Genomic DNA, 21,286 nt, shown 5'->3' with positions numbered 1-21,286 from the left:
GTAGCTAACTAAATTAAAATACTTTTAGTAACAAGGAGAAAAACAAATGAAACTGAAAGGTAAAGTAGCGCTAGTTACTGGTAGCAGTCAAGGAATTGGACAAGCGATCGCCATTCGTTTAGCTGAAGAAGGAGCTAAAGTTGTAATTAATTATCGCTCAAATCCTGCGGGTGCGGAAGAAACTTTATCTAAAGTTCAAGCCGCAGGTGGAGATTGCGTTCTTGTTGAAGGATTCTGCGATAACGATCGAGGTTATAGTGTCGGCGCAGATTTAGGAATGATTGATGATGTACGTCGATTAATTGCAGAAGGAATTAAACACTTCGGTCAATTAGATATTTTAGTAAATAATGCCGGAATTGAAAAACACGCAGCTTTTTGGGAAGTTAGCGAAGCGGATTATGAAGCGGTAATGAATGTCAATTTAAAAGGCGTATTTTTTGCTACCCAAGCAATGGTAAAACACTTAATAGAAACTCAACGAACTGGCAAAATTATTAATGTTAGTTCGGTTCATGAAGAATTACCATTTCCTAATTTTACTGCCTATTGTGTCAGTAAAGGTGGCTTAAAAATGCTGACTCGTAATTTAGCAGTAGAACTAGGGCCTTTGGGTATTACAATTAACAACGTAGCACCGGGAGCTATCGAAACACCAATCAATACTAAACTGTTAAACGATCCGCAAAAATTAGGTGCTTTACTGCAAAATATTCCCCTCAATCGATTAGGACAACCTCAAGATGTTGCTTCTTTAGTTGCATTTTTATCGTCTTCTGATGCAGATTACATTACAGGCTCTACTTTCTTTGTTGATGGCGGATTACTGTGGAATTATCACGAACAATAGATGTTATTAAACAGGTGCTTGAAATAGGGCATAACCTGTTTGCATAACGCAGTATTTTAGTAGCAATTACGGGAATTGATGGTTGTGGAAAAGCTAATTTTCCCACTCCGCGATCGGCGAGCGATCCAATTTGTAGCTGATTTTGCAGAAGAAACAGCTACAAGTTTTTGTAACGATCCGCGCTTAAATGCTTAAGTGTGAACTTTACAAACCATAAAGATATTGCAAAAAAACCGCATAAACCAGAAATTATTAGTAAAATTTTTATTTAATTTCTGGTTATTAACTTTATGACAGATCCGCAAGCTCGAGCTTCTGCTGAGACAACAGCCAGTAGCAGTGTAATAGAAGCCGTAGATTTAGACAGCTTGATGAAAGCTGCACAAGCTCTCTCTAGTGAAATTGTACTGAGTAAATTGTTGGTTAAAGTAATAACTGTTTTAATAGAAAACTCTGGAGCAGAAAAAGGATGCTTGATATTAGAAACAAACGGTCAATTACAGCTAAAAGCAGAAGGAACTTTAGACCCTGGTATCGCTTCAGTTATCCCAGGAATTCTGGTTGATAGTGAAGCCGGGAAAGAGCGAGTTGCTTTAGCGATCGTCAATTATGTAGTTCGCACAAAAAAAAGCATCGTGCTTAATAACGCTGCTCGGGAATCGCAATTTAATCGCGATTCTTACTTTTTAAAACACCAACCAAAATCTATTCTTTGTACGCCGTTAATCGATCGAGAAAAGTTTTTGGGTATTCTGTATTTAGAAAACAACTCAACAACAAATGCTTTTCCAGAAGCAAGGCGAAAAACTTTACAATTTCTGTTAACTCAAGCAGCAATTTCTATTAACAATGCTCAACTTTACCATCGATTAGAACAAAGAATGGAACAGCGAACAATAGAACTTACCCAAACCAACGATCGCCTACAAGCAGAAATAGTAGAACGTCAACTTTCAGAGCAAGCATTAAAACTCATTGTAGAGGGAACTTCTTCAGTAACCGGAGAAGATTTTTTTCGTTCCTTAGTGCATTCATTAGCTCAAGCTTTAAATGTGCGTTATGCCTTTATTAGCGGGTGTGTAGATCCTTCTAACAAGCGGGTGCGTACTTTTGCTTTTTGGCATGGAAATAATTTTGGCGAAAACTTTGAATATGATTTGTCTGGTACTCCTTGCGAGCAAGTTTTTAATAGTAAAGGATGCGTATTTTACCCAGAAAAAATCCAATTATTATTTCCTGATGAAGAAGGTTTAGTAGATTGGCAAGCTGAAAGTTATTTAGGAATTGCTTTGCTAGATTCATCGGACGAAATTCTCGGACATTTAGCGGTTTTAGATGACAAACCAATGAAAAATAAGCTCCGCAATCAAATGACTTTGGAAATTTTTGCGGTGCGTGCATCCACAGAAATGGAACGCAGACAAGCGGAAGTTGCGCTGCAAATGTCTGAAGAAAAATTCTCGAAAGCTTTCCGTTCTTCCCCTGATGCGATTATTCTTAGTACATTAAATGATGGTCGTTTTATTGAAGTAAATGAAAGCTGTTTGCGAATGTTTGGTTATAGTCAAGAAGAGATGATTGGCAATACTGCACTTGATTTAGGAATTTGGGCGAGAGCAGAAGATCGCGATCGCGTTGTACATATACTGCAAGAAAAAGGTAGTTGTTCTCAAGCCGAATTTTTATTTCGGAGAAAGTCCAAAGAAGTTTTTCCCGGACTTTATGCAGCTGAAATGTTTTATTTAGAAACTGAGCCATATTTGTTATCAGTTGTCACCGATATTACGGCGTTGAAGCAAGCAGAGAAAGCATTGGAACGATTAGCAGAAATTGGTGAATTAGCAGCGATGATTGTTCATGAAGTCAGAAATCCTTTTACAACTATTTTAATGGCATTAAATTCTTTTAAACGACTTCAGCTTGACGAGAGATTTCAAGAGTATCTTTCTCTGGCTTTAGATGAATCAGACCGCTTGCAACGGTTGCTAAATCAAATACTTCTTTATGCTAGACCACAAACGCTTCAGCGATCGAACTTAGAGTTAAATAACTTAATTTCTGAAGTATTAACTTCTCTACAAAACCTTTCTGTTGCTTCCGAGAAACGAGTAATTTTTCTTCCTATTATTCAACCAATTCAAGTCTCAGCAGACAAAGATAAGTTAAAGCAAGTTTTAATCAATTTAGTGATGAATGCTTACGAAGCTATAAACGAAGGAGAAACGATTATAATTCAAGTTCAAGAAATAGAAAATGACCGAGTTTTTATTAAAATTCATAATGGTGGTTCGCCAATTTCCGAAGATATTTTACCTCAATTAACCAAGCCTTTCTTTACGACAAAACCTAATGGAAATGGTTTAGGATTAGCCATTGTTAAGCGAATTATTGAAGCTCATGGCGGTAATTTACAAATTGAGTCATCAGCTATTACTGGAACTTTAGTAAAAGTAGATTTACCTTTAGTTAGATTCCTTTAAAACCAATTTTTGCGTCCATTTCTTGCATTGAATCAGGCTTACTAACACGCTTTTGGGGAGAAGTTTTTTTCCAAATTCCTATTTGGGTTAACAACAATCCAGCAATAATTACAATCCCACCAATGTAATGAGCGATCGTCAATTTTTCACCTAAAATTAAAGTAGCTGCTACAATTCCCGCGATCGGACTAACAGAGTTAACTAAAGATGCTTCTGAGATAGTAATAGATTTCAAACCTTTAAATAGGAAAAATTGACCAACTGCAACAATCAAGATTCCATAAAGTAGCATCCATTGCCAAAGAAACGGAGAAAATGCTTCAGCAAAGTGATGACTACCATAAAGTACATTCGCTAAAATAAAAAATACAATTGTTCCTACTAATAGCCGAAAGTTTATGTAAATTCCTAAAGAAATATGTTTGAGTTTAGCCTTAGTAATAATTGTTGCGATCACACCTGCTACAACCGCCAATAACGTTAAAATTTCACCTGTTCCTAAACCCATAAATCCTGATAGCAAATAATTATTTTGTACGCCGGATAAACTAAATGTTAACACCACACCAACTAAAGAGATAAAAGTGCCAATAATTTCTAAACGATTGATGCGATCGCCCAATATTAAAACTGAAAGTGCTAAAATTAAAGGTGGCTCAACCCGTCCGATAATAATCACATTACTGACCATCGTTTTAGACAGTGCAGTAAAAATAAATGCCGGAGCTAAAGCACCTGATAAAATAGCTACTATAAGCAAGAAAAACCATTCTTGACGAGAGATTTTCCGTAATTTCTGCCAATTAAATTCACGGTAAAAACCCGGAATTAAAACTAACAAAGCACATAAATTACTAACAAACAATACATTACATAAAGAAATAGGATTTCTACCTTCTACTAAGTGCTGAGCACCAATATCTGTTAGTTTTCGTACAATTGAATTAGATGCTGCAAACATAATTACAGCAATTAATAAATAAAGTTGTCCGGGAATTTTTCTGGTATATTGCATAGATTGAGAGTAAGTAAACTTACTTAGGCGTAGCAATTTGAGAGTTTCCTGCATAAATTATATCCAAACGCTGACGAATTGCTGAAAAATTTATAGGTAATAAACGATTTAATTGTCGCTCCAAAAGTGCGATCGGCATAGTCAACTTCGGAACAATTTCCGCCGAATAAGAAAGTAAAGTTTGATTCTTTTTTTGCTCAACTTCTTCCAATCGCCATTGACCAGAATAAGATTGCAAATCTCCCTCAACCATTTGAGTGTCTATGGCATAAGGGAAATTTTCGACAACTTCCAAAACTGTTCGCAAAGAAAAGGGAAAATTAAGTATTTCACAAAAACCAACTAATTCTAACAGAAAATTGCTTTCTGAATTGGAGATGCGATTACTTTTAACTAAATTTGGAATAAATTCACTAAGCGTGTCATAACTCGTGATTACTTGCCAAACTTGCTCCCTAGAATAAGGAATTAGCATTTCAACGGATAGATAACGTTTGTATCTTTGCCCTTTTTTTATTGAAAATTTGATATCTTCCATTGCCCTACCCTAGAAGCTCTCAAATGATTAACTTTAATCTTAAGTAGCTAAACTGAATTTTTGCTGAGAGTAACGTGAAACTTACCTCTAAAAATCAAGGCAAATTTTCAGGGAAGCTTTAGCTGTTAATCACTCAAGTTGTAAGACTAGGAGTAATACTGATAGCAATTCACCTAAACAATTACTTTAATTGCCTTATGCAACAAACATCTTATCCTACAGTTATATTAGGTGGTGGTTTTGTGGGATTATTCACTGCACTCCATTTAAGCCATCAAAACTACTCGCAACCTATAGTTTTAATTGAGCAACGCGATCGCTTTAGTTTCAAACCATTGTTATACGAATTACTCAGTGGCGAACTGCACAGCGAACAAGTTTATCCCCGCTACAAAGAACTTTTAGCAGGTAGTAAAATTAGCTTTATCCAAGCTAACGTACAATCAATTAACTTGGTAGAACGTAGCGTTACTGTTGCATCTGGTGAATCGATAAATTATAGTAAATTAGTGTTAGCATTAGGCGGAAAAACTAACTATTTCAACACGCCTGGAGCAGCAGATTATGCCATGTCATTTACTTCGGGTGAAGAAGCGATCGCACTTCGCAAACACCTCCGTTCTCGCCTACAATTAGCAATACAAACTCAAGACCCAAAATCCCGTCGCCTATTACTAACTGTAGCCATTATTGGCGCAGGGCCAGCCGGAATCGAACTTGCTTGCACATTAGCAGATTTACTACCAATTTGGTATGACGAATTAGGCGGTAATGCTGATGAAATTAAAGTAGTTTTAGTCAACCGTAGTCGGGAACTTTTAAAAGGAGATGTTAACAGTCATTTGCGCTGTACAGTCCTGCGTGCCCTAAAAAATCGTGCCATTCCCGTCGATTTTTTGTTTGATGCAGCTGTAACAGCCATTAAACCCGAAGCGATCGAATATCGCCAACAGGAACAAACCCAAATTTTACCAGCTGGAACAATTGCCTGGACAGCCGGAACTGCTCCCAATCCGCTGTTGATGAGTTTATCAGTTTCCCCTGAAAAGCGCGACAAACGAGGACGCTTGATCGTTACGCCAACCTTACAGCTGCCAGATTTTCCCGAAGTTTTTGCCGCAGGTGATTGTGCGACAGAAACTGAAAATCCCCAACCTTCTACAGCACAGGTTGCTTATCAACAGGGACGTGCGATCGCCAACAACCTCAAACGCTTGTCAGAAGGGAAACCCACCGTTCCCGCAACAGTCAACCTGCGTGGCACCTTAATGAAACTAGGGCTTAACGAAGGAGTCGCCAACCTGTTCAACAAAGTCCAAATCAAAGGTCAACCCGGTCATTTGATCCGCGAAGCAACTTACCTAGAACTCCTGCCAACACCCACCCACAACCTGAAAATCACAGCCGAATGGCTCACTGACGAACTATTCCAACGTCATCGACCCTTTACTTACGCCCAACTCGGACAAACTCCTTGGCTTTCTGGCGTTGCCACCCTTGCAGCTGGGCTAATTTTAGCCACACCTCTGGCTTGGCGTGCTGCTCAACCAAAGCAATTTCAACAAACTCTCGGTTGGACAGGCGTGCCTACATTGCTCGATCGACTTGTAACCAAGTAATAAAAGTTGCATCAAAAAATCCCAAATTCACACTTGTTACACGCTAATTAATTATTAGGAGATTCAGCCATGAAATACTTATTCAACCTGCAACTAGCTGTTACCGTTAATCGCTTCATCTTGGGTTTTTTCTTCTTTCTTTCTGGCATTGCTAATTATTTGAATTTTAATGTGAAAGACGGTTTTTACCAAACAGTTTTAACGCAAAAGCTGCAAATGATCGGCCCAGGAATTCCTCCCGGTTGGGAAGGTGTCGGCCCATTACCTGGGTTGATTGCTATTCCCTACGCTTGGTTATTACCTTTAGCAGAAATTGTTGTAGGTGCCTTATTTGCTCTTAATTATTGGGTGCGCTGGACAGGAATTTTATTAATCTTAATGACATTCAGCATCATATTAGCATTCGGCATTATTCCTGCGGGCAGCTTGTTTCCCAACGGAGCAGAAAGCTTCAACAAAAACATCTTGTTCATGACCTTAATTTGGGTGTGCATTGCTTACGAAGCTTACGAAAGAAAAATGAGTCGTCGCCGCGCTCAATCAACTGAACTCTCATTAACTCCTTCTAACAATGATTGAGCCAAATTAATTTGAATTGAACCGCAAAGAGCATCCTTTGCGGTTCATTAAAAAAATCTCTTCTTATTACTTCTAGGAGAATATTTCATGGATACTCCCCACTACGACCTAATTATTATTGGCACTGGTGCAGGTGGTGGCACTCTTGCTTATCGCCTTGCTCCCACTGGAAAGAAAATTTTAATCCTTGAAAGAGGTTCTTTTTTACCTCGTGAAAAAGCGAATTGGGACACAGTAGAAGTTGTTCAAAAAGACCGTTATCACACAAATGAAATTTGGTATGACCAAAAAGGACATTTAATTCATCCAGGTACGGGTTATTTTGTGGGTGGCAATACAAAAGTTTATGGTGGAGCACTTTTTCGCTGGCGCGATCGCGATTTTGAACAAGTCATTCACAAAGACGGAATTTCTCCAGAATGGCCTTTAAAATATCAAGATTTTGAACCTTATTACACAGAAGCAGAAAAGCTTTATCAAGTACATGGTAAGCGAGGTTTAGACCCAACAGAACCACCAGCTAGTGAAGATTATTCTTTTCCTGCGATTCGCCACGAACCGCGCATTCAAGAAATTCACGATTCCTTAAAAAAAGAAGGTTTTCATCCATTTTATTTGCCCTTAGCAATCAAATTAAATGAAGTTAATCGTCGGTTAAGCGATTGTATTCGTTGTAATACTTGCGATGGATTTCCTTGTCTATTAGATGGCAAAGCAGATGCAGATATAACTTGTATCCGTCCATCTGAGGGATATGAAAATGTGACACTACTAACGGAAGCAAAAGTAAAACGATTGCATACCAGTCCATCTGGTAAAGAAGTAACTTCTGTAGAAGTTGAAATTAATGGAGAAACTCAGTTTTTTTCTAGTGATATTGTCGTAGTTTCTTGTGGGGCAATTAATTCCGCAGCTTTATTACTCCGTTCTGCTAACGATCGCCATCCTCACGGATTAGCCAACAGTTCCGATCAAGTAGGACGTAATTTCATGAAACACCAAAATGGTGCGATTATTGGAGTTAGTACCAAACCTAATTTAACTTCTTTTCAAAAAACATTAGCAGTTAATGATTTTTATTGGGGTGATGAAGATTTTGATTATCCAATGGGGCACGTCCAACTGTTAGGAAAAGTTAATGCAGACATGATTGCTCAAGAGTCGCCCTCAGTACTGGGAATTTCATTTCAAGAAAAGCATACATTTGAAGCGATCGCATCTCATTCAATAGACTGGTGGTTAACAGCTGAAGACTTACCAGACCCCAATAATCGAGTCACACTTCGCGGAGATTCTATTCAACTAAGTTACACAGAAAATAACACCACAGCTTACAATCGACTGCTGCAACGTTGGATACAAATCCTTAAAACAATTGGTTGTGGCGATCGGATTATTCCCTGCTCTTTTTATTTTCGTAAAAAGCTACCTTTGCAAGGAGTAGCTCATCAATGCGGCACCTGTCGCTTCGGTACAGATCCGACTACTTCAGTTTTAGATTTGAATTGTCGCACTCACGATGTTGACAATTTGTACGTAGTAGATAGCAGCTTTTTCCGTTCTAGTGCTGCTGTTAATCCCACACTGACAATTATCGCTAATGCTCTCCGAGTCGGAGATCGCCTAATTGAACGACTCAATTAATTCAAAAGCAAATAAAACTATAAAAGTAAGCCTTTCTTAAGTGCGATCGCTCCAGAAAGGCTTACTTTTATATTTATCCGATTAATACTAACTCTCTGTAAAATTGCACCTTAATCATAGCCCCTCCCTGTGGACGGGGAGGGGTTTGGGGTGGGGTTAGAGAATTGGTATAACAGCAAAAAAAATAGATTTTAGAGCCAAAATTGCCACCCTAAAACCTATTTTTTAATCCTATTTAGCGCTGGCAGTACTATTAGAACGAAGCGGCGCATAACCAAAAGTAGCATTAGCCATACGGCACCAGATAACCACAGATTTAAAAGAATTCAAATTAACTGTATCAGGAATTGGATAGCGTTGAGCACCTGTGTAACTGCGTAAACGACCTAAATTGATTACCCTTCCTTGATTTTGATATGATTGTGGTGGTTTTTCTACAGTATCTAAAAGTACGTGCAAATCCGGGCCTTGATCGCTAGTACTAAAAGCTCCATCAATCTCTAAAAAGCGTTGCCCATTTTCTCTTACAATCCGAACTGCTCCAGTAGTAGGCTTTTCCGCAGCTACAAAGGTACCAGATTTAAGAGCTACAGCCCGATTTTGTGCCACTAATTCAACACTTGATGTTGTTTGAGAAGGTAAATTAGTTAATAATTCTGTTGCATAGCTGGAAATTGGTGCAGTACCAATTAATAGAGTAGTACCAAATAACAACCATTGATTCAGTTTCATTGTTTCTATCCTCATGTAAATAATTAAGTAAGTTTTGTTGAATCTTCAAACTTATCTTGATAACTATTGTGGGCGAAACCAACTAAGAAAAAATGATTATTTGTTAAGAAATTATTCTAGAATTATGAGATAAAGCTGAGATTACTTTAATATAACTCTCAGACAGAACTCTCAGCATTTTCTCATTTCAAACTCAAAGTAAATTAGGATTTAGCTACTACAATCCAAATGCTTAATCATAATCATGCCAATGGAATTGATACTTCAACCAAATGGTGGTACACTTCTTGAATACTCGATCGAAATAATGACTGTTTAGATAGTTTACTTAACTATTGCAGCAAAGGAGTAGATATTAAAATGACTACAACTGCACACATTCTCTTAGTCGAAGATGAAGTTAAATTGGCTCGGTTTGTAGAATTGGAACTGAGTAGCGAAGGCTATCAGATAAGTGTAGCGCACGATGGAATTGCGGGATTGACTTTAGCAAGAGAGTCATCCCCAGATTTGGCTATTTTGGATTGGATGCTACCAGGATTACCGGGATTAGAATTATGTCGCAGACTTCGAGCTACAGGCAACAAGTTACCTGTAATTTTGTTGACAGCTAAGGATGAAGTAAGCGATCGCGTCGCTGGCTTAGATGCTGGAGCCGATGACTATGTGGTTAAACCTTTTAGTATTGAAGAACTATTAGCCAGAGTTCGCGCTCATTTACGTCGCACTCAAGAACCAAATTTGGATATTTTGCAGTTTGAAGAGTTAACCTTAAATCGGAAAACTCGTGAAGTTAAACGCAAAGAAAGAGCGGTTGATTTAACTGCTAAAGAATTTGATTTGTTAGAGTATTTATTGAACCATCCTCGTCAGGTATATACTCGCGATCAAATATTAGAAAATGTCTGGGGTTATGACTTCATGGGAGATTCTAATATTATTGAAGTTTATGTCCGGTATTTACGCCTAAAATTAGAAGCAAATAATGAAAAGCGTTTAATTCATACAGTGCGTGGCGTAGGCTACGTATTACGAGAATAGTAAGTGCTCTATATGTAATACATAAGTACTTTCAACAAAAAAATTAAGACTTACCGCACTGGCGCTCTAGTGGAAGTTCCCGTTTCGACTTTAGGGTTAGGGTTGGCAATTGCTAGTGCGATCGCCCGAACACACAATGGTATTTTGCAAGTTCATAGCGAGTTAGGTAAAAGTATATTTACGCTTCGTCTCCCTTTATCTCAGTAGAATTATTTGACAACTAAATTCCCATCATCTAAAATCCGATCAACTATTTGAAAAAAATCTTCTCTCTTTAGAGAGATTTTGTAAAACAAGAAATGAAGTTACCCTCCTAACAGGAACTCTTGAAACTCAGGAATATAGCTGCTATGTCTATTCAACCCTTTTAGATACCACCTAAAAAAGTTTAATTGTCCACATAATTTCTCAGTACTATCCCTATTTCACTGTTACATTTCTGAAAACCTGTGTTTAAGTATCTTCCGCCTCTCAACGAGCATAATCTTCCCTATCCCGATACTATTCATCCGATTGTAGTGCATTTTGTAATAGCGATGGTGCTGTTTGCAGTGTTTTGCGATCTTTTGGGATATTTCACAAAAAACCCCAAATTGTATGAAGTCAGTTGGTGGAACCTCGCATTTGCCACAGTCTCGATCTTCATTTCCATTATTTTTGGACAAATCGAAGCAGGTCTGGCAGAACCATACAGCGCATCCGTTGCGACGCTAAATGTCCATACAATCTTGGGTTGGTCGCTCTCAGGAATACTGGCAATAATCACCGCATGGCGTTATGTAATTCGGTTGCAAGAAAGACCACAGTTACCCATTCCTTATCTAGCAGCGAGCATACTGCTATTTGGCTTAGTTTGTGTTCAGTCATACCTGGGTAGTTTACTCGTGTGGGTCTATGGCTTGCATACAATTCCAGTCGTAGATGCAATCAGAGGAGGTCTGTCATGAATCCAGACTTACTTAAAGAGTGGAGTAGTTTGGGAGCTAATGGCTTACCCTATCAAATTCCCATTCATCCCAATTTAGTGCATCTAACGTTAGGGTTATTTATTGTGGCGATCGCCTTTGACATTGTAGGCGCACTATTCCCCCTAGACAAAGCAGTATTTAAATATCTGGCTATTCCTGTTACTCGCTCCGCACTATTTGATGTCGGTTGGTATAACCTACTGGCATCCGCAATTATTACCTTTTTTACGGTTATGGCGGGTTTGTTTGAAGTTTCTTTAGCAGTACCGCTTGCCGATGTTACCAGCGCCTGGGGATTTCATGCGCTAGAAACGATGATTCTACATGGTGTAGGCGGAGTGCTAATTTTAACCTTGATTGTGGGAATGACCGTTTGGCGAGGCTTTCAACGCTATCAATGGCGCAAAGACATGGCAAGACAAGTGCAGTGGAGTTATCTTGCTGCTGGTTTATTTGTGTTTGCTCTGATGTTTGTGCAAGGAACGCTAGGCGCACATTTGGGTGCTGAGTTCGGCATTCACGTTACAGCAGATCAAATACTCCGTTTAGGTGAAAGTCCCAATCAGCTTTAGAAGGGAGATGGGGGGATGGGGAGATGGGGAGATGGGGAGAGATCTAGAACTAAAAACTCCCCCTACCCCCCTACCTCCCCATTCCCCCACTTCTTCTCAGTTCCCACTCTACCTTTGATGTTTAATCGATCGCTCTTTTATGATGAAACTTCGCGCAATTCTCGTAATGACGATTTATGCCATCCTGGTGACAATGGCTAGTTTCTGGATGGCAAAGCAATCCTATTCTTGGTTTCCCCCAGAAGCATCAGCTGAAGCAAAGCTGCTAGATGATTTATTCAGTCTCTTTACTGGGTTAGGCACATTCATTTATTTAGGTGTGATCGGTCCTTTCCTTTACTCGTTGCTCTTTCATCGAGCTAGTAAGTACGATATGAGCGATGGGCCTCCGATCGAAGGTAATACTTGGTTGGAGATTGTCTGGACGGCAGTACCATTAGTTTTGGTGCTAACGCTTTCCTTTGTTAGCTATCGTACTTACGAAAAAATGGCAGTGCGAGGCCCAATGGAACTGGTGCATTTGCATTTGCCCCAGATGATGCAACCTGCTTACGCTGAACCATTTGATAGCACGCCTCAGCAAGAGATTCAGAAGGCAGCCCAAACTGCTCCTATTGAGCAAATTGACGTAAATGTAAAACAATGGGCATGGGTTTTCCATTATCCAGAACAGGATGTTACCAGCACAGAGTTGCATTTACCAGTCGATCGCCGCGTGCGGTTCAGGTTGCGATCGGAAGATGTATTACATGGCTTTTATATTCCCGCATTTCGTCTCAAACAAGATGTGGTTCCCAATCACGATATTGATTTTGAACTAACTCCGGTAAAAACCGGAACCTATCGCTTGCGCGATTCTATGTTCAGCGGAACTTACTTTGCGGCAAATCAGGCAGATGTAGTGGTTCAGCCATTCAACGAGTATCAACAGTGGCTTGCCGATGCTGCTGCTCAATCTCCCACTCCTGCCTTTAATCAAGCTGCTTTTGAGTATAGCCATACAACAAGTTCCGAAGGCGCAACCAAAGACAAAGTAGCCGTTCGCGGTTGGGACACCATTCCGCCTGCACCACCGCCTATAGTGAATTATGCCCCAAAGAAGAGGTAGGGGGATGAAGAGGTGGGGGGGTGGGGAGGTAGGGGGATGGGGGGAGTTTCTAGCGCTAGATCTCTCCCCATCTCCCCATCTCCCCATCTCCCCATCTCCCCACCTCTTCCCAGTCCCCAGTCCCCAGTCCCCAGTAGCAAACTATGACTAACATTTCTCTTGAACCGATCGAACTCGTTCGCGGACAGCCTTACCCTGGTGCCCCGGACAACTGGAAACGCTTTTTTACCTTTAGCACCGATCACAAAGTCATTGGCATTCAATACATTGTCACATCGTTCTTCTTTTTCCTGATCGGTGGCACCTTATCGATGGTGATGCGGGGCGAACTGATTACTCCTGATGCTGATTTGGTCGATCGCACAGTCTATAATGCACTGTTCACGATGCACGGCTCGATTATGCTGTTCTTGTGGACATTCCCCGTTTTAGTAGGTCTAGGAAATTATCTGGTGCCGCTGATGATCGGCGCAAGAGATATGGCATTTCCGCGACTAAATGCCGTTTCCTTCTGGATGATTCCGGTTGTGGGAATCCTCATGCTTGCCAGTTTCTTCGTCCCAGGCGGCCCTTCACAGTCAGGATGGTGGGCATATCCGCCTGTCAGTATCCAAAATCCTACGGGAAATTTGATTAACGGGCAAGTGTTGTGGATTTTGGCAGTCGCTATTTCTGGTGTGTCTTCGATTATGGGTGGGGTGAACTTTGTTACCACCATTTTTCGGATGCGAGCACCGGGAATGACTTGGTTTAAAACTCCTGCCTTTGTTTGGTCAGTGTTAGCAGCACAGTTAATTCAATTGTATGGGCTGCCTGCGTTGACTGGAGGTGCGGTGATGCTGTTGCTAGATATTACGATCGGCACCAGTTTCTTTGCCCCAGAACGAGGCGGCAACCCTATTCTATATCAACACTTTTTCTGGTTTTATTCCCATCCAGCAGTTTATGTGATGGTTTTACCAGCGTTTGGGATATTTTCGGAAGTTTTACCCGTTCATGCCCGTAAACCCCTATTTGGCTATCGGGTGATTGCCGCATCGTCTATCCTTATCACAATTATCAGCGGAGCAGTATGGGTACACCACATGTTTGCCAGTGCTACTCCCGGTTGGATGCGGATGTTTTTCATGGTGACTACGATGCTGGTAGCTATTCCTTCTGGCATCAAAGTGTTTGGTTGGGTGGCAACAATTTGGGGTGGTAAGATTCGCTTTACAACACCGATGTTATTTGCCTTGGGTGGCATTAGTAATTGGTTGTTTGCTGGCATCACGGGGATTTTCTTGGGTTCGGTACCGATCGATATTCACGTCAACAACACTTACTTTGTAGTTGGGCACTTTCATTATGTGCTGTATGGCGCGATCGTCATGGGTATCTATGCCGCAATTTATCACTGGTTTCCCAAAATGACCGGACGTATGTATTACGAAGGTTTGGGCAAATTACACTTTGCTTTAACCTACCTGGGAACAGCGTTAACCTTCTTACCCATGCACCCGGCAGGATTAATGGGAATGCCCCGTCGGGTCGCCTCTTATGACCTAGAATTTGCTTACTGGAATGTAATCGCCAGTATTGGTGGTTTTCTGTTGGGGCTGTCCACGCTACCCTTTATTCTCAACATGGTAAGCTCTTGGATTCAGGGTGAGAGAGTGGGCAATAATCCCTGGAGAGCTTATGGTTTAGAGTGGCTGACCTCTTCACCACCCACAGTAGAAAACTTTGAAGAAACGCCTGTTGTGATTTCCCGTCCCTACGGCTACGGTAGCAACGAACCTTTGGTTGAGAATGTTCCTAATCCAGGGTTGACTGAAATTTTAGGGGTTAGGGGTCAGGGGTAGGGGGTAGGGAAGAAGAAAACTCCCTAACACCCAACACCTAACCCCTAACCCCTTCTTTTGACTGATTTTCCTGAATCTTTTACTCAGGGGCAAAGATTATGACAGTAGAAAGAACGATCGCACAAGAGGTTGAAGCTGAGGTTCGAGGACACCAAGAACACGACGCAGCAGGTAATAGCAAGTTTGGCTTTATCGTGTTTCTGCTGTCGGAAAGTATCATCTTCCTGAGTTTCTTTACAGGTTACATTGTCTACAAAACCACCACTCCTGACTGGTATCCACCAGGAGTGACTGGTTTGGAAACTAAAGACCCATTCATTAATACGATCGTCCTAGTATCCAGCAGTTTTGTCATCTACGTTGCCGAGCGATATTTACACGATCGAAAACTCTGGGGTTTTCGCCTTTTTCTGTTAGCTACGATGGCTATGGGTAGCTATTTCCTTTACGGACAAGCGATCGAATGGCGCAGTTTACCCTTTAACTATCAATCAGGTTTGTTCGGTGGCACGTTCTTTTTATTAACTGGATTTCATGGGTTGCACGTTCTCACGGGAATTTTGCTGCAAACATTGATGTTGGGGCGATCGTTCTTTCCCGGTAACTATGACAACGGTTTCTTCGGTGTAGAAGCAACCTCTTTATTCTGGCACTTTGTCGATGTCATTTGGATCGTACTCTACACCCTGATTTATGTCTGGCAATGAGGGACTGGGGACTAGGGACTAGGTACTGGGTACTGGCAATTTCCCAACCCCTGAATCCAAGGGAACTTGAGAAATTCCCCAATCCCTAGTCCCCAGTCCCCAGTCCCCAGTCCCCAGTCCCCAGTACCTAGTCCCCAGTCCCCTTTCATATTAGGAGGCTCATAATGATTGTTGACGATCGATACTATGACGTAATTATTGTTGGTACGGGTGCAGGTGGTGGAACTCTGGCACGAAAGCTGGCACCAACTGGTAAAAAAATTTTACTGCTCGATCGCGGAGAACTGATCTATCGGGAAAGTTCGGAGTTAATCGATACAGAGGTTTTTAAGAAAGAGCTATATCATGCACCTGAATCCTGGTATGACAGCACAGGAGAACCATTCAATCCGCAAACCTATTACGCTGTTGGTGGCAATACCAAAATTTGGAGTGGCGTTTTGCAGCGAATGCGCGAACGTGACTTTGAGCAAGTGCAACATCAGGGTGGCATTTCTCCCTCATGGCCTCTAAAATATCAGGACTTTGAACCCTACTACACAGAAGCCGAAAAGTTGTACCAAGTACACGGTAAACTCGAAGATGACCCCACTGAGCCGCCCCATAGCGAAGCTTATCCGTTTCCCGAAGTTGATCATGGGCCGCTGTTGCAACAGATTGGTGAAAACCTTTCTCAGCAGGGTTTACATCCAGTTCATTTACCGTTAGGTTTGGGCGATCAAGGTAGAACTGATGCGGAAGATACGGGAGTTAGCCCAATCCTCAATAGTGAAAATATCACCCTGAAAACTTCTGCTCAAGTGGTTTGTCTGCACACTAACCCATCAGGTTCAGAGATTAAAGCGGTTGAGGCAAAAATTGGCGAACAGTCCTATTTGTTTTTAGGCGATATTGTGGTGCTTGCCTGTGGTGCTGTAAACTCGGCAGCTTTACTGCTACGGTCTGCTAATGAAAAACATCCTAACGGGATTGCTAACAGTTCTGGTCAGGTGGGGCGAAATTTAATGAAACAACTGCTGTCAGTTGTAGTGCAATTAACCTCTTCTGCTAATTCTGGGACGTTTTCCCGCACGTTGGGGCTAAATGATTTTTATTGGGGAGATAAGGATTTTCCCTATCCGATGGGTCAAGTACAGAACTCTGGTGGGATTTTCCAAGATGTGATTTTTGCCGAAGCACCCCCAATTTTATCGGCGTTATCTAGACTGATGCCAAATTTCGGTTTGCGGCAGCTGGCAACTCATTCGATCGGTTGGTGGTTAAAAACCGAAGATTTACCCAATCCTAAGAATCGAGTTTACTATGTGGGGGACAAACTGCGAGTTGATTACACTGCGAATAATGTAGAAGCGCACGATCGCTTAGTGTATCGTTGGCTTGATGTTTTGAAAAGTGTTGAACAATCTCAACCTAATATATTTAACCGCACCACCCATCCTCGCAGCGATATGCCTGTACAAGTTGTAGCGCATCAGTGCGGCACTTGTCGGTTTGGCGAAGACCCTGCAACTTCGGTGTTGGATCTCAATTGTCGTACTCATGATGTGCATAATCTCTATGTGGTAGATAGCAGTTTTTTTCCATCTCATGCTAGTGTTAGTCCCGGATTAACGGTGATTGCTAATGCTTTGCGGGTGGGCGATCGCTTGATCGATCGATTGAAGTAAAGTAGACTCTTCCGTACTGGTGGTGGAAAACTTCCAGTACGGAAGAGCCAGTTTTTTCCAAAAACAACATTAACAGCCTATAGTTCAGAAGAAATAGAAATAGCTTTAATCCTCAAACTACCAAAATGCCTGACACACCGATCGAACCCATAACTCGCAAACCAAGTACTACCGAGCATACCTTATCGCTGCCTCAGCAAGAGATTCGTTATACAGCCTCAGCCGAATGGCAAACCTTGTTTGAGGAAGAAAAACCGATCGCTTCCATGTTCCATGTTGCCTATATTGTCCAAAATCAGCAGGCAAATATCAGACCGCTAACTTTCATTTTCAATGGTGGCCCTGGTGCAGCTTCCGCTTATCTCCATATAGGCGCATTAGGGCCAAAGCGAATTCAATTTGGGACACAGGGTAGTCTACCAAAACCACCAGTGCAAGTAGTGGATAATTTAGAAAGCTGGCTTTCTTTTACTGATTTAGTATTCATTGACCCTATTGGTACAGGTTTTAGTCGGAGCTTACCATCAGATAAAGAAGGACAGAATAAATCTGATGAGAAAGCTGATACAAAAGTATCTGATAAAGCTCAAGAAAACCAATTTTGGGAAGTGGAGCGAGACTTAAAAGCTTTAGGTGAATTTATTCAAAGATTTCTGTCGCAAAAGAAACGTTGGCTTTCTCCTATTTTTATTGCTGGAGAAAGTTACGGTGGTTTTCGAGTAGCTAAATTAGCTAAGAAATTACAACAGGAATATGGTGTTGGTCTTTCTGGTGCTATTTTAATTTCTCCAGCTTTAGAATTTAGTTTTCTGGCTGGTAATGATTACAATCTTACCTCTTGGGCAACTGTTTTTCCCTCTCTGGCAGCTGCTGGCGTGCATCATCATCGCGCTCAATGGGCAGGAGAAGTTGAAGATTTAGAGCATCATTTAGATGTTGCCGAACAATTTGCCCGTCAGACGTTAATTCCTTTATTAGCAATGGGTGATATAGCTACAGCGGATGAACGTCAAACTGCTTATGAGCGAATGGCTAGTTTGATTGGTTTACCTATTTCATTAGTTGAAAAATTAGGGGGAAGAATTGATATTGAAGTTTTTTCGCGGGAATTATTAAGGGAGCAACAAAGAATTTTGGGATTGTATGATGCTTCAATTACGGCGATCGATCCTTTCCCAGAAAGACTAAACTATGAAGGGATCGATCCAACTCTAGATGGGATCGATCGATTATTTACCGGAGCAATTAACAGTCATTTACGAGATACTTTAGGTGTAGAAACTGACCTAACTTATCATTTGTTGAATTATGAGGTAAATAAAGCTTGGAAATTCGACATTAAAGGTGATTTCAAACAAGGCTTTATTGGTTCAGTAGACGATTTGCGTGTGGGGATGACGCTCAATCCTTATATGCAAGTGTATATCAATCACGGATTTTTTGATTTAGTTACGCCTTATTTTGCTTCCAATCATTTAGCAAATTTGATGAAACTAAACCCCGAAATTCGCCCGAACTTAACTCTGAAACATTACCGGGGTGGACATATGTTCTACACTTGGGATGATTCCCGGCAACAATGGTTTAGTGATATTAAAGAGTTGTATCAAAAGGCGATAAAATAAAACTGCGGCAGTTGAGTTAACTACAGATGAATAACTCTCCAGAAAACGAATCTCATTCATCAGCAGGGGGCGGTTTACCTGTAATTCAATACTGGGTAGAAAAGACTTTCACGCCTACAGGATTGAAACTATGGCAAACCTTGAATCATAAAAGTGCTTGTCTATCCTGCGCTTGGGGAACAGGCGGACAAAAAGGCGGATTTGTTAACGAAGCGGGAGAATATTTACAGCGCTGTGCTAAAAGTGTAGAAGCGATCGCATCGGAATTACAACCTGCCATTAACCCAGAATTTTTTGAGAAATATAGTATTGCTCAACTGCAAGAATTAACATCTCAAGAGTGCGATCGTTTAGGTAGACTAAATTATCCTCTAATTTTAAGACAGGGAGCTTCTCACTACGATCGGATTACCTGGGAAGAAGTTTTCCAAATAGCTACTAAAGCATTTCAACAACCCGCCGAACGCATTGCCACATACAGTTCTGGGCGTTCCTCTAACGAAGCAGCTTATCTGCTACAGCTGCTCATGCGTAGCTTAGGCAGCAATAACCTAGCAGATTGTTCCGACCTCTGTCACGCACCCTCAACCGTTGGATTAAAAAAAGTATTTGGCTCAGGTACATCAATGGTGAGCCTAGAAAGCCTAAAAGAAAGTGATTGTGTCGTTTTAGTTGGCTCTAACGCCCCCGCCAATCATCCCCGATTAATGAACGAATTAATTAAATTGCGCCAAAGAAACGGCAAAATTGTTATTATTAACCCACAAATCGAAATAGGCTTAGTTAAATTTGCTTCTCCAGCTTTTCCAATTAAATCTCTCCTCACAGGCGGCTCAGACATTTCTACTTTATATTTGCAATTAATTCCTGGTAGTGATGTTGCCCTATTTATTGGATTACAAAAATCCTTAATTGAACAAAATTTGATCAAAAAAGACTATCTCACTTCTTCTACGGATGGTTGGCAAGAAGTGATAAATTATGCCCAACAAACATCTTGGAAAACTATTACTAATACTTGTGGTTTATCCCAAGAAGAAATTACAGCGGCAGCTTATTTAATTGGCAGTTCTGAGCGAGTAGTTTTTGCTTGGGCAATGGGTATTACTCAGCATAATAATGGAGTAGATAACGTTTTTAGTATTGCTAATACAGCCTTAATTACGGGTAATGCGGGAAAACTCGGTGCAGGTACAATGCCGATTCGGGGACATTCCAACGTGCAAGGGTTTGGTTCAATGGGTGTAACTGTGCGGTTACGAGAAGAAATCAAACAAGCACTCTCCCAATTATTAGGGCATCCTGTAAGTGAAACTCCTGGTTATGATACTCGCGCTTTAATTGAAGCCGCTACAAAGGGAAAAATTGATACGCTTTTATGTTTGGGGGGAAATCTTTATGCAGCTAACCCAGATTTACAACAAGCAAAATTTGCATTATCCCAAATTCAGACTATCTTTTATGTGGCGACTAAACCCAATTTAGGTCATTTTCACGGATTAGCTGGGCATCAAACTCTAATTTTACCTGTGTTCAATCGTTTTGAAAATCCCCATCAAACTACCACTGAATCCGGGAATAATTTTGTGCGGTTAAATGATGCGGGAATTAGTCATTTACAACCCCCTAATGCTGACTTAATTTCGGAAGTGGAATTATTGACAGAAATCGCTCATCGCTTACATGGAGAAAGTCCAATTAATTGGCGGAAATTACAAGATACTAGCTATGTTAGGGAGTTAATTGCGAAAACCATTCCCGGTTATCAAAAAATTGCCACTATAGACAAAACTCAAGAAGAGTTTACCATTGAAGGGCGGATTTTTTCTGAACCTAAATTTGCTACAACTTCGGGTAAAGCTCAAATGTTCGTTACACCTTTACCAGAATTATTTTTACCAAGAAAGACTCATTTTGGTATTTCTGAGGAGCAAAGGGGAATTGTCCTAATTTTAGGTACTGGACGTAGCTACGGTCAACATAATACTGTTGTTTATCAGCAGGGAGATAAGTATCGGGGAATGCCACATCGCTACTGTATTTTAATGAATTCTTTGGATGTGCAGAAAGCTGGATTACAAAAACATCAACGAGTTTCTGTCAAAGGTGATGCTGGAGAATTAGATAATATTGAGATTATTTGTGGTGCAATTCGTGAAGGTGCAGCTTTTATGTTTTATCCTGAAAGTAATATTTTATTTAAAGCTAATATAGACCCGCGCAGCGGTACACCTGCTTATAAACGAGTTCCCGTCTGTGTATATGTTAAGTAGTCTCATTTTGAGTAATTCACTAGG

The 21,286-nt window shown here is 40.8% G+C and carries 18 protein-coding genes; 15 read left to right on the top strand and 3 right to left on the bottom strand.

The window, feature by feature from the left end:
• The first annotated feature begins 46 nt into the window (after nt 1-46).
• Nucleotides 47-850: an SDR family NAD(P)-dependent oxidoreductase gene (locus ACE1CA_RS05010; protein ID WP_413277368.1), complete on the top strand. Its 804-nt coding sequence runs from the start codon at nt 47-49 to the stop codon at nt 848-850.
• A gap of 290 nt (nt 851-1,140) precedes the next feature.
• Nucleotides 1,141-3,330 (top strand): GAF domain-containing sensor histidine kinase, encoded by a 2,190-nt coding sequence (locus ACE1CA_RS05005; RefSeq protein ID WP_413277369.1) that lies wholly within the window; start codon nt 1,141-1,143, stop codon nt 3,328-3,330.
• On the opposite strand, the gene ACE1CA_RS05000 is transcribed toward ACE1CA_RS05005, so the two are convergent.
• Complete coding sequence (locus tag ACE1CA_RS05000; RefSeq protein ID WP_413277370.1) at nt 3,317-4,399, bottom strand: DMT family transporter; 1,083 nt, start codon at nt 4,397-4,399, stop codon at nt 3,317-3,319. The two genes, ACE1CA_RS05005 and ACE1CA_RS05000, sit on opposite strands and share 14 nt — an antisense overlap.
• Nucleotides 4,365-4,883 carry an SRPBCC family protein gene (locus ACE1CA_RS04995; protein WP_413277371.1) on the bottom strand — a complete coding sequence of 173 codons (519 nt, stop codon included), beginning with the start codon at nt 4,881-4,883 and terminating at the stop codon, nt 4,365-4,367. The genes ACE1CA_RS05000 and ACE1CA_RS04995 overlap by 35 nt, the downstream gene beginning before the upstream one ends.
• A gap of 197 nt (nt 4,884-5,080) precedes the next feature.
• On the opposite strand from ACE1CA_RS04995, the gene ACE1CA_RS04990 reads away from it, so the two are divergent.
• The 3 genes from ACE1CA_RS04990 (at nt 5,081) to ACE1CA_RS04980 (ending at nt 8,725) form a co-directional block, all read left to right on the top strand.
• Complete coding sequence (locus tag ACE1CA_RS04990) at nt 5,081-6,502, top strand: NAD(P)/FAD-dependent oxidoreductase (protein ID WP_413277372.1); 1,422 nt, start codon at nt 5,081-5,083, stop codon at nt 6,500-6,502.
• Between the two features lie 69 nt (nt 6,503-6,571).
• Nucleotides 6,572-7,081 (top strand): hypothetical protein, encoded by a 510-nt coding sequence (locus ACE1CA_RS04985; RefSeq protein WP_413277373.1) that lies wholly within the window; start codon nt 6,572-6,574, stop codon nt 7,079-7,081.
• An 87-nt stretch (nt 7,082-7,168) separates the two neighbouring features.
• Nucleotides 7,169-8,725, top strand: coding sequence for a GMC oxidoreductase (locus ACE1CA_RS04980; RefSeq protein ID WP_413277374.1), 1,557 nt, complete (start codon nt 7,169-7,171; stop codon nt 8,723-8,725).
• A 231-nt stretch (nt 8,726-8,956) separates the two neighbouring features.
• Here ACE1CA_RS04980 and ACE1CA_RS04975 read toward each other — a convergent pair whose 3' ends face one another.
• Nucleotides 8,957-9,457, bottom strand: a complete 501-nt coding sequence (locus ACE1CA_RS04975) for a DM13 domain-containing protein (protein ID WP_413277375.1) — start codon at nt 9,455-9,457, stop codon at nt 8,957-8,959.
• 360 nt (nt 9,458-9,817) lie between these two features.
• Between ACE1CA_RS04975 and ACE1CA_RS04970 the strand changes: the two genes are divergently transcribed.
• The 10 genes from ACE1CA_RS04970 (at nt 9,818) to ACE1CA_RS04925 (ending at nt 21,262) form a co-directional block, all read left to right on the top strand.
• The gene (locus tag ACE1CA_RS04970) at nt 9,818-10,498 is read left to right on the top strand and encodes a response regulator transcription factor (protein WP_413277376.1); all 681 of its coding nucleotides are present in this window, start codon (nt 9,818-9,820) and stop codon (nt 10,496-10,498) included.
• A gap of 69 nt (nt 10,499-10,567) precedes the next feature.
• Nucleotides 10,568-10,705 (top strand): hypothetical protein, encoded by a 138-nt coding sequence (locus ACE1CA_RS04965; protein WP_413277377.1) that lies wholly within the window; start codon nt 10,568-10,570, stop codon nt 10,703-10,705.
• Between the two features lie 242 nt (nt 10,706-10,947).
• Complete coding sequence (locus ACE1CA_RS04960) at nt 10,948-11,445, top strand: DUF2231 domain-containing protein (protein ID WP_413277378.1); 498 nt, start codon at nt 10,948-10,950, stop codon at nt 11,443-11,445.
• Nucleotides 11,442-12,038: a DUF2231 domain-containing protein gene (locus ACE1CA_RS04955; RefSeq protein WP_413277379.1), complete on the top strand. Its 597-nt coding sequence runs from the start codon at nt 11,442-11,444 to the stop codon at nt 12,036-12,038. The genes ACE1CA_RS04960 and ACE1CA_RS04955 overlap by 4 nt, the downstream gene beginning before the upstream one ends.
• 139 nt (nt 12,039-12,177) lie before the next feature.
• Nucleotides 12,178-13,146, top strand: a complete 969-nt coding sequence (locus tag ACE1CA_RS04950) for a cytochrome c oxidase subunit II (protein ID WP_413277380.1) — start codon at nt 12,178-12,180, stop codon at nt 13,144-13,146.
• A 143-nt stretch (nt 13,147-13,289) separates the two neighbouring features.
• Entirely contained in the window at nt 13,290-14,990 is a 1,701-nt protein-coding gene (gene ctaD / locus ACE1CA_RS04945; protein ID WP_413277381.1) for a cytochrome c oxidase subunit I, read from the top strand.
• Nucleotides 14,991-15,088: 98 nt separating this feature from the next.
• A complete protein-coding gene (locus ACE1CA_RS04940) occupies nt 15,089-15,697 on the top strand; it encodes a cytochrome c oxidase subunit 3 (protein WP_413277382.1) in 609 nt (202 codons plus the stop codon).
• 164 nt (nt 15,698-15,861) lie between these two features.
• A complete protein-coding gene (locus ACE1CA_RS04935; protein ID WP_413277383.1) occupies nt 15,862-17,364 on the top strand; it encodes a GMC oxidoreductase in 1,503 nt (500 codons plus the stop codon).
• A 125-nt stretch (nt 17,365-17,489) separates the two neighbouring features.
• Complete coding sequence (locus ACE1CA_RS04930) at nt 17,490-18,989, top strand: S10 family peptidase (protein ID WP_413277384.1); 1,500 nt, start codon at nt 17,490-17,492, stop codon at nt 18,987-18,989.
• A 26-nt stretch (nt 18,990-19,015) separates the two neighbouring features.
• Nucleotides 19,016-21,262, top strand: a complete 2,247-nt coding sequence (locus ACE1CA_RS04925) for an FdhF/YdeP family oxidoreductase (protein WP_413277385.1) — start codon at nt 19,016-19,018, stop codon at nt 21,260-21,262.
• Nucleotides 21,263-21,286 lie beyond the last annotated feature (24 nt).

This window comes from Floridaenema evergladense BLCC-F167 (genome assembly GCF_041929205.2).
Taxonomy (GTDB): domain Bacteria; phylum Cyanobacteriota; class Cyanobacteriia; order Cyanobacteriales; family Aerosakkonemataceae; genus Floridanema; species Floridanema evergladense.
This window is presented reverse-complemented; position numbering and strand designations above follow the sequence as displayed.

Bases quoted from the DNA above. Each gene is read 5' to 3' on its own strand.
- ACE1CA_RS05010 (WP_413277368.1), top strand. From the start codon at position 47: ATGAAACTGAAAGGTAAAGTAGCGCTAGTTACTGGTAGCAGTCAAGGA.
- ACE1CA_RS05005 (WP_413277369.1), top strand. From the start codon at position 1,141: ATGACAGATCCGCAAGCTCGAGCTTCTGCTGAGACAACAGCCAGTAGC.
- ACE1CA_RS05000 (WP_413277370.1), bottom strand. From the start codon at position 4,399: ATGCAGGAAACTCTCAAATTGCTACGCCTAAGTAAGTTTACTTACTCT.
- ACE1CA_RS04995 (WP_413277371.1), bottom strand. From the start codon at position 4,883: ATGGAAGATATCAAATTTTCAATAAAAAAAGGGCAAAGATACAAACGT.
- ACE1CA_RS04990 (WP_413277372.1), top strand. From the start codon at position 5,081: ATGCAACAAACATCTTATCCTACAGTTATATTAGGTGGTGGTTTTGTG.
- ACE1CA_RS04985 (WP_413277373.1), top strand. From the start codon at position 6,572: ATGAAATACTTATTCAACCTGCAACTAGCTGTTACCGTTAATCGCTTC.
- ACE1CA_RS04980 (WP_413277374.1), top strand. From the start codon at position 7,169: ATGGATACTCCCCACTACGACCTAATTATTATTGGCACTGGTGCAGGT.
- ACE1CA_RS04975 (WP_413277375.1), bottom strand. From the start codon at position 9,457: ATGAAACTGAATCAATGGTTGTTATTTGGTACTACTCTATTAATTGGT.
- ACE1CA_RS04970 (WP_413277376.1), top strand. From the start codon at position 9,818: ATGACTACAACTGCACACATTCTCTTAGTCGAAGATGAAGTTAAATTG.
- ACE1CA_RS04955 (WP_413277379.1), top strand. From the start codon at position 11,442: ATGAATCCAGACTTACTTAAAGAGTGGAGTAGTTTGGGAGCTAATGGC.
- ACE1CA_RS04950 (WP_413277380.1), top strand. From the start codon at position 12,178: ATGATGAAACTTCGCGCAATTCTCGTAATGACGATTTATGCCATCCTG.
- ctaD (WP_413277381.1), top strand. From the start codon at position 13,290: ATGACTAACATTTCTCTTGAACCGATCGAACTCGTTCGCGGACAGCCT.
- ACE1CA_RS04940 (WP_413277382.1), top strand. From the start codon at position 15,089: ATGACAGTAGAAAGAACGATCGCACAAGAGGTTGAAGCTGAGGTTCGA.
- ACE1CA_RS04935 (WP_413277383.1), top strand. From the start codon at position 15,862: ATGATTGTTGACGATCGATACTATGACGTAATTATTGTTGGTACGGGT.
- ACE1CA_RS04930 (WP_413277384.1), top strand. From the start codon at position 17,490: ATGCCTGACACACCGATCGAACCCATAACTCGCAAACCAAGTACTACC.
- ACE1CA_RS04925 (WP_413277385.1), top strand. From the start codon at position 19,016: ATGAATAACTCTCCAGAAAACGAATCTCATTCATCAGCAGGGGGCGGT.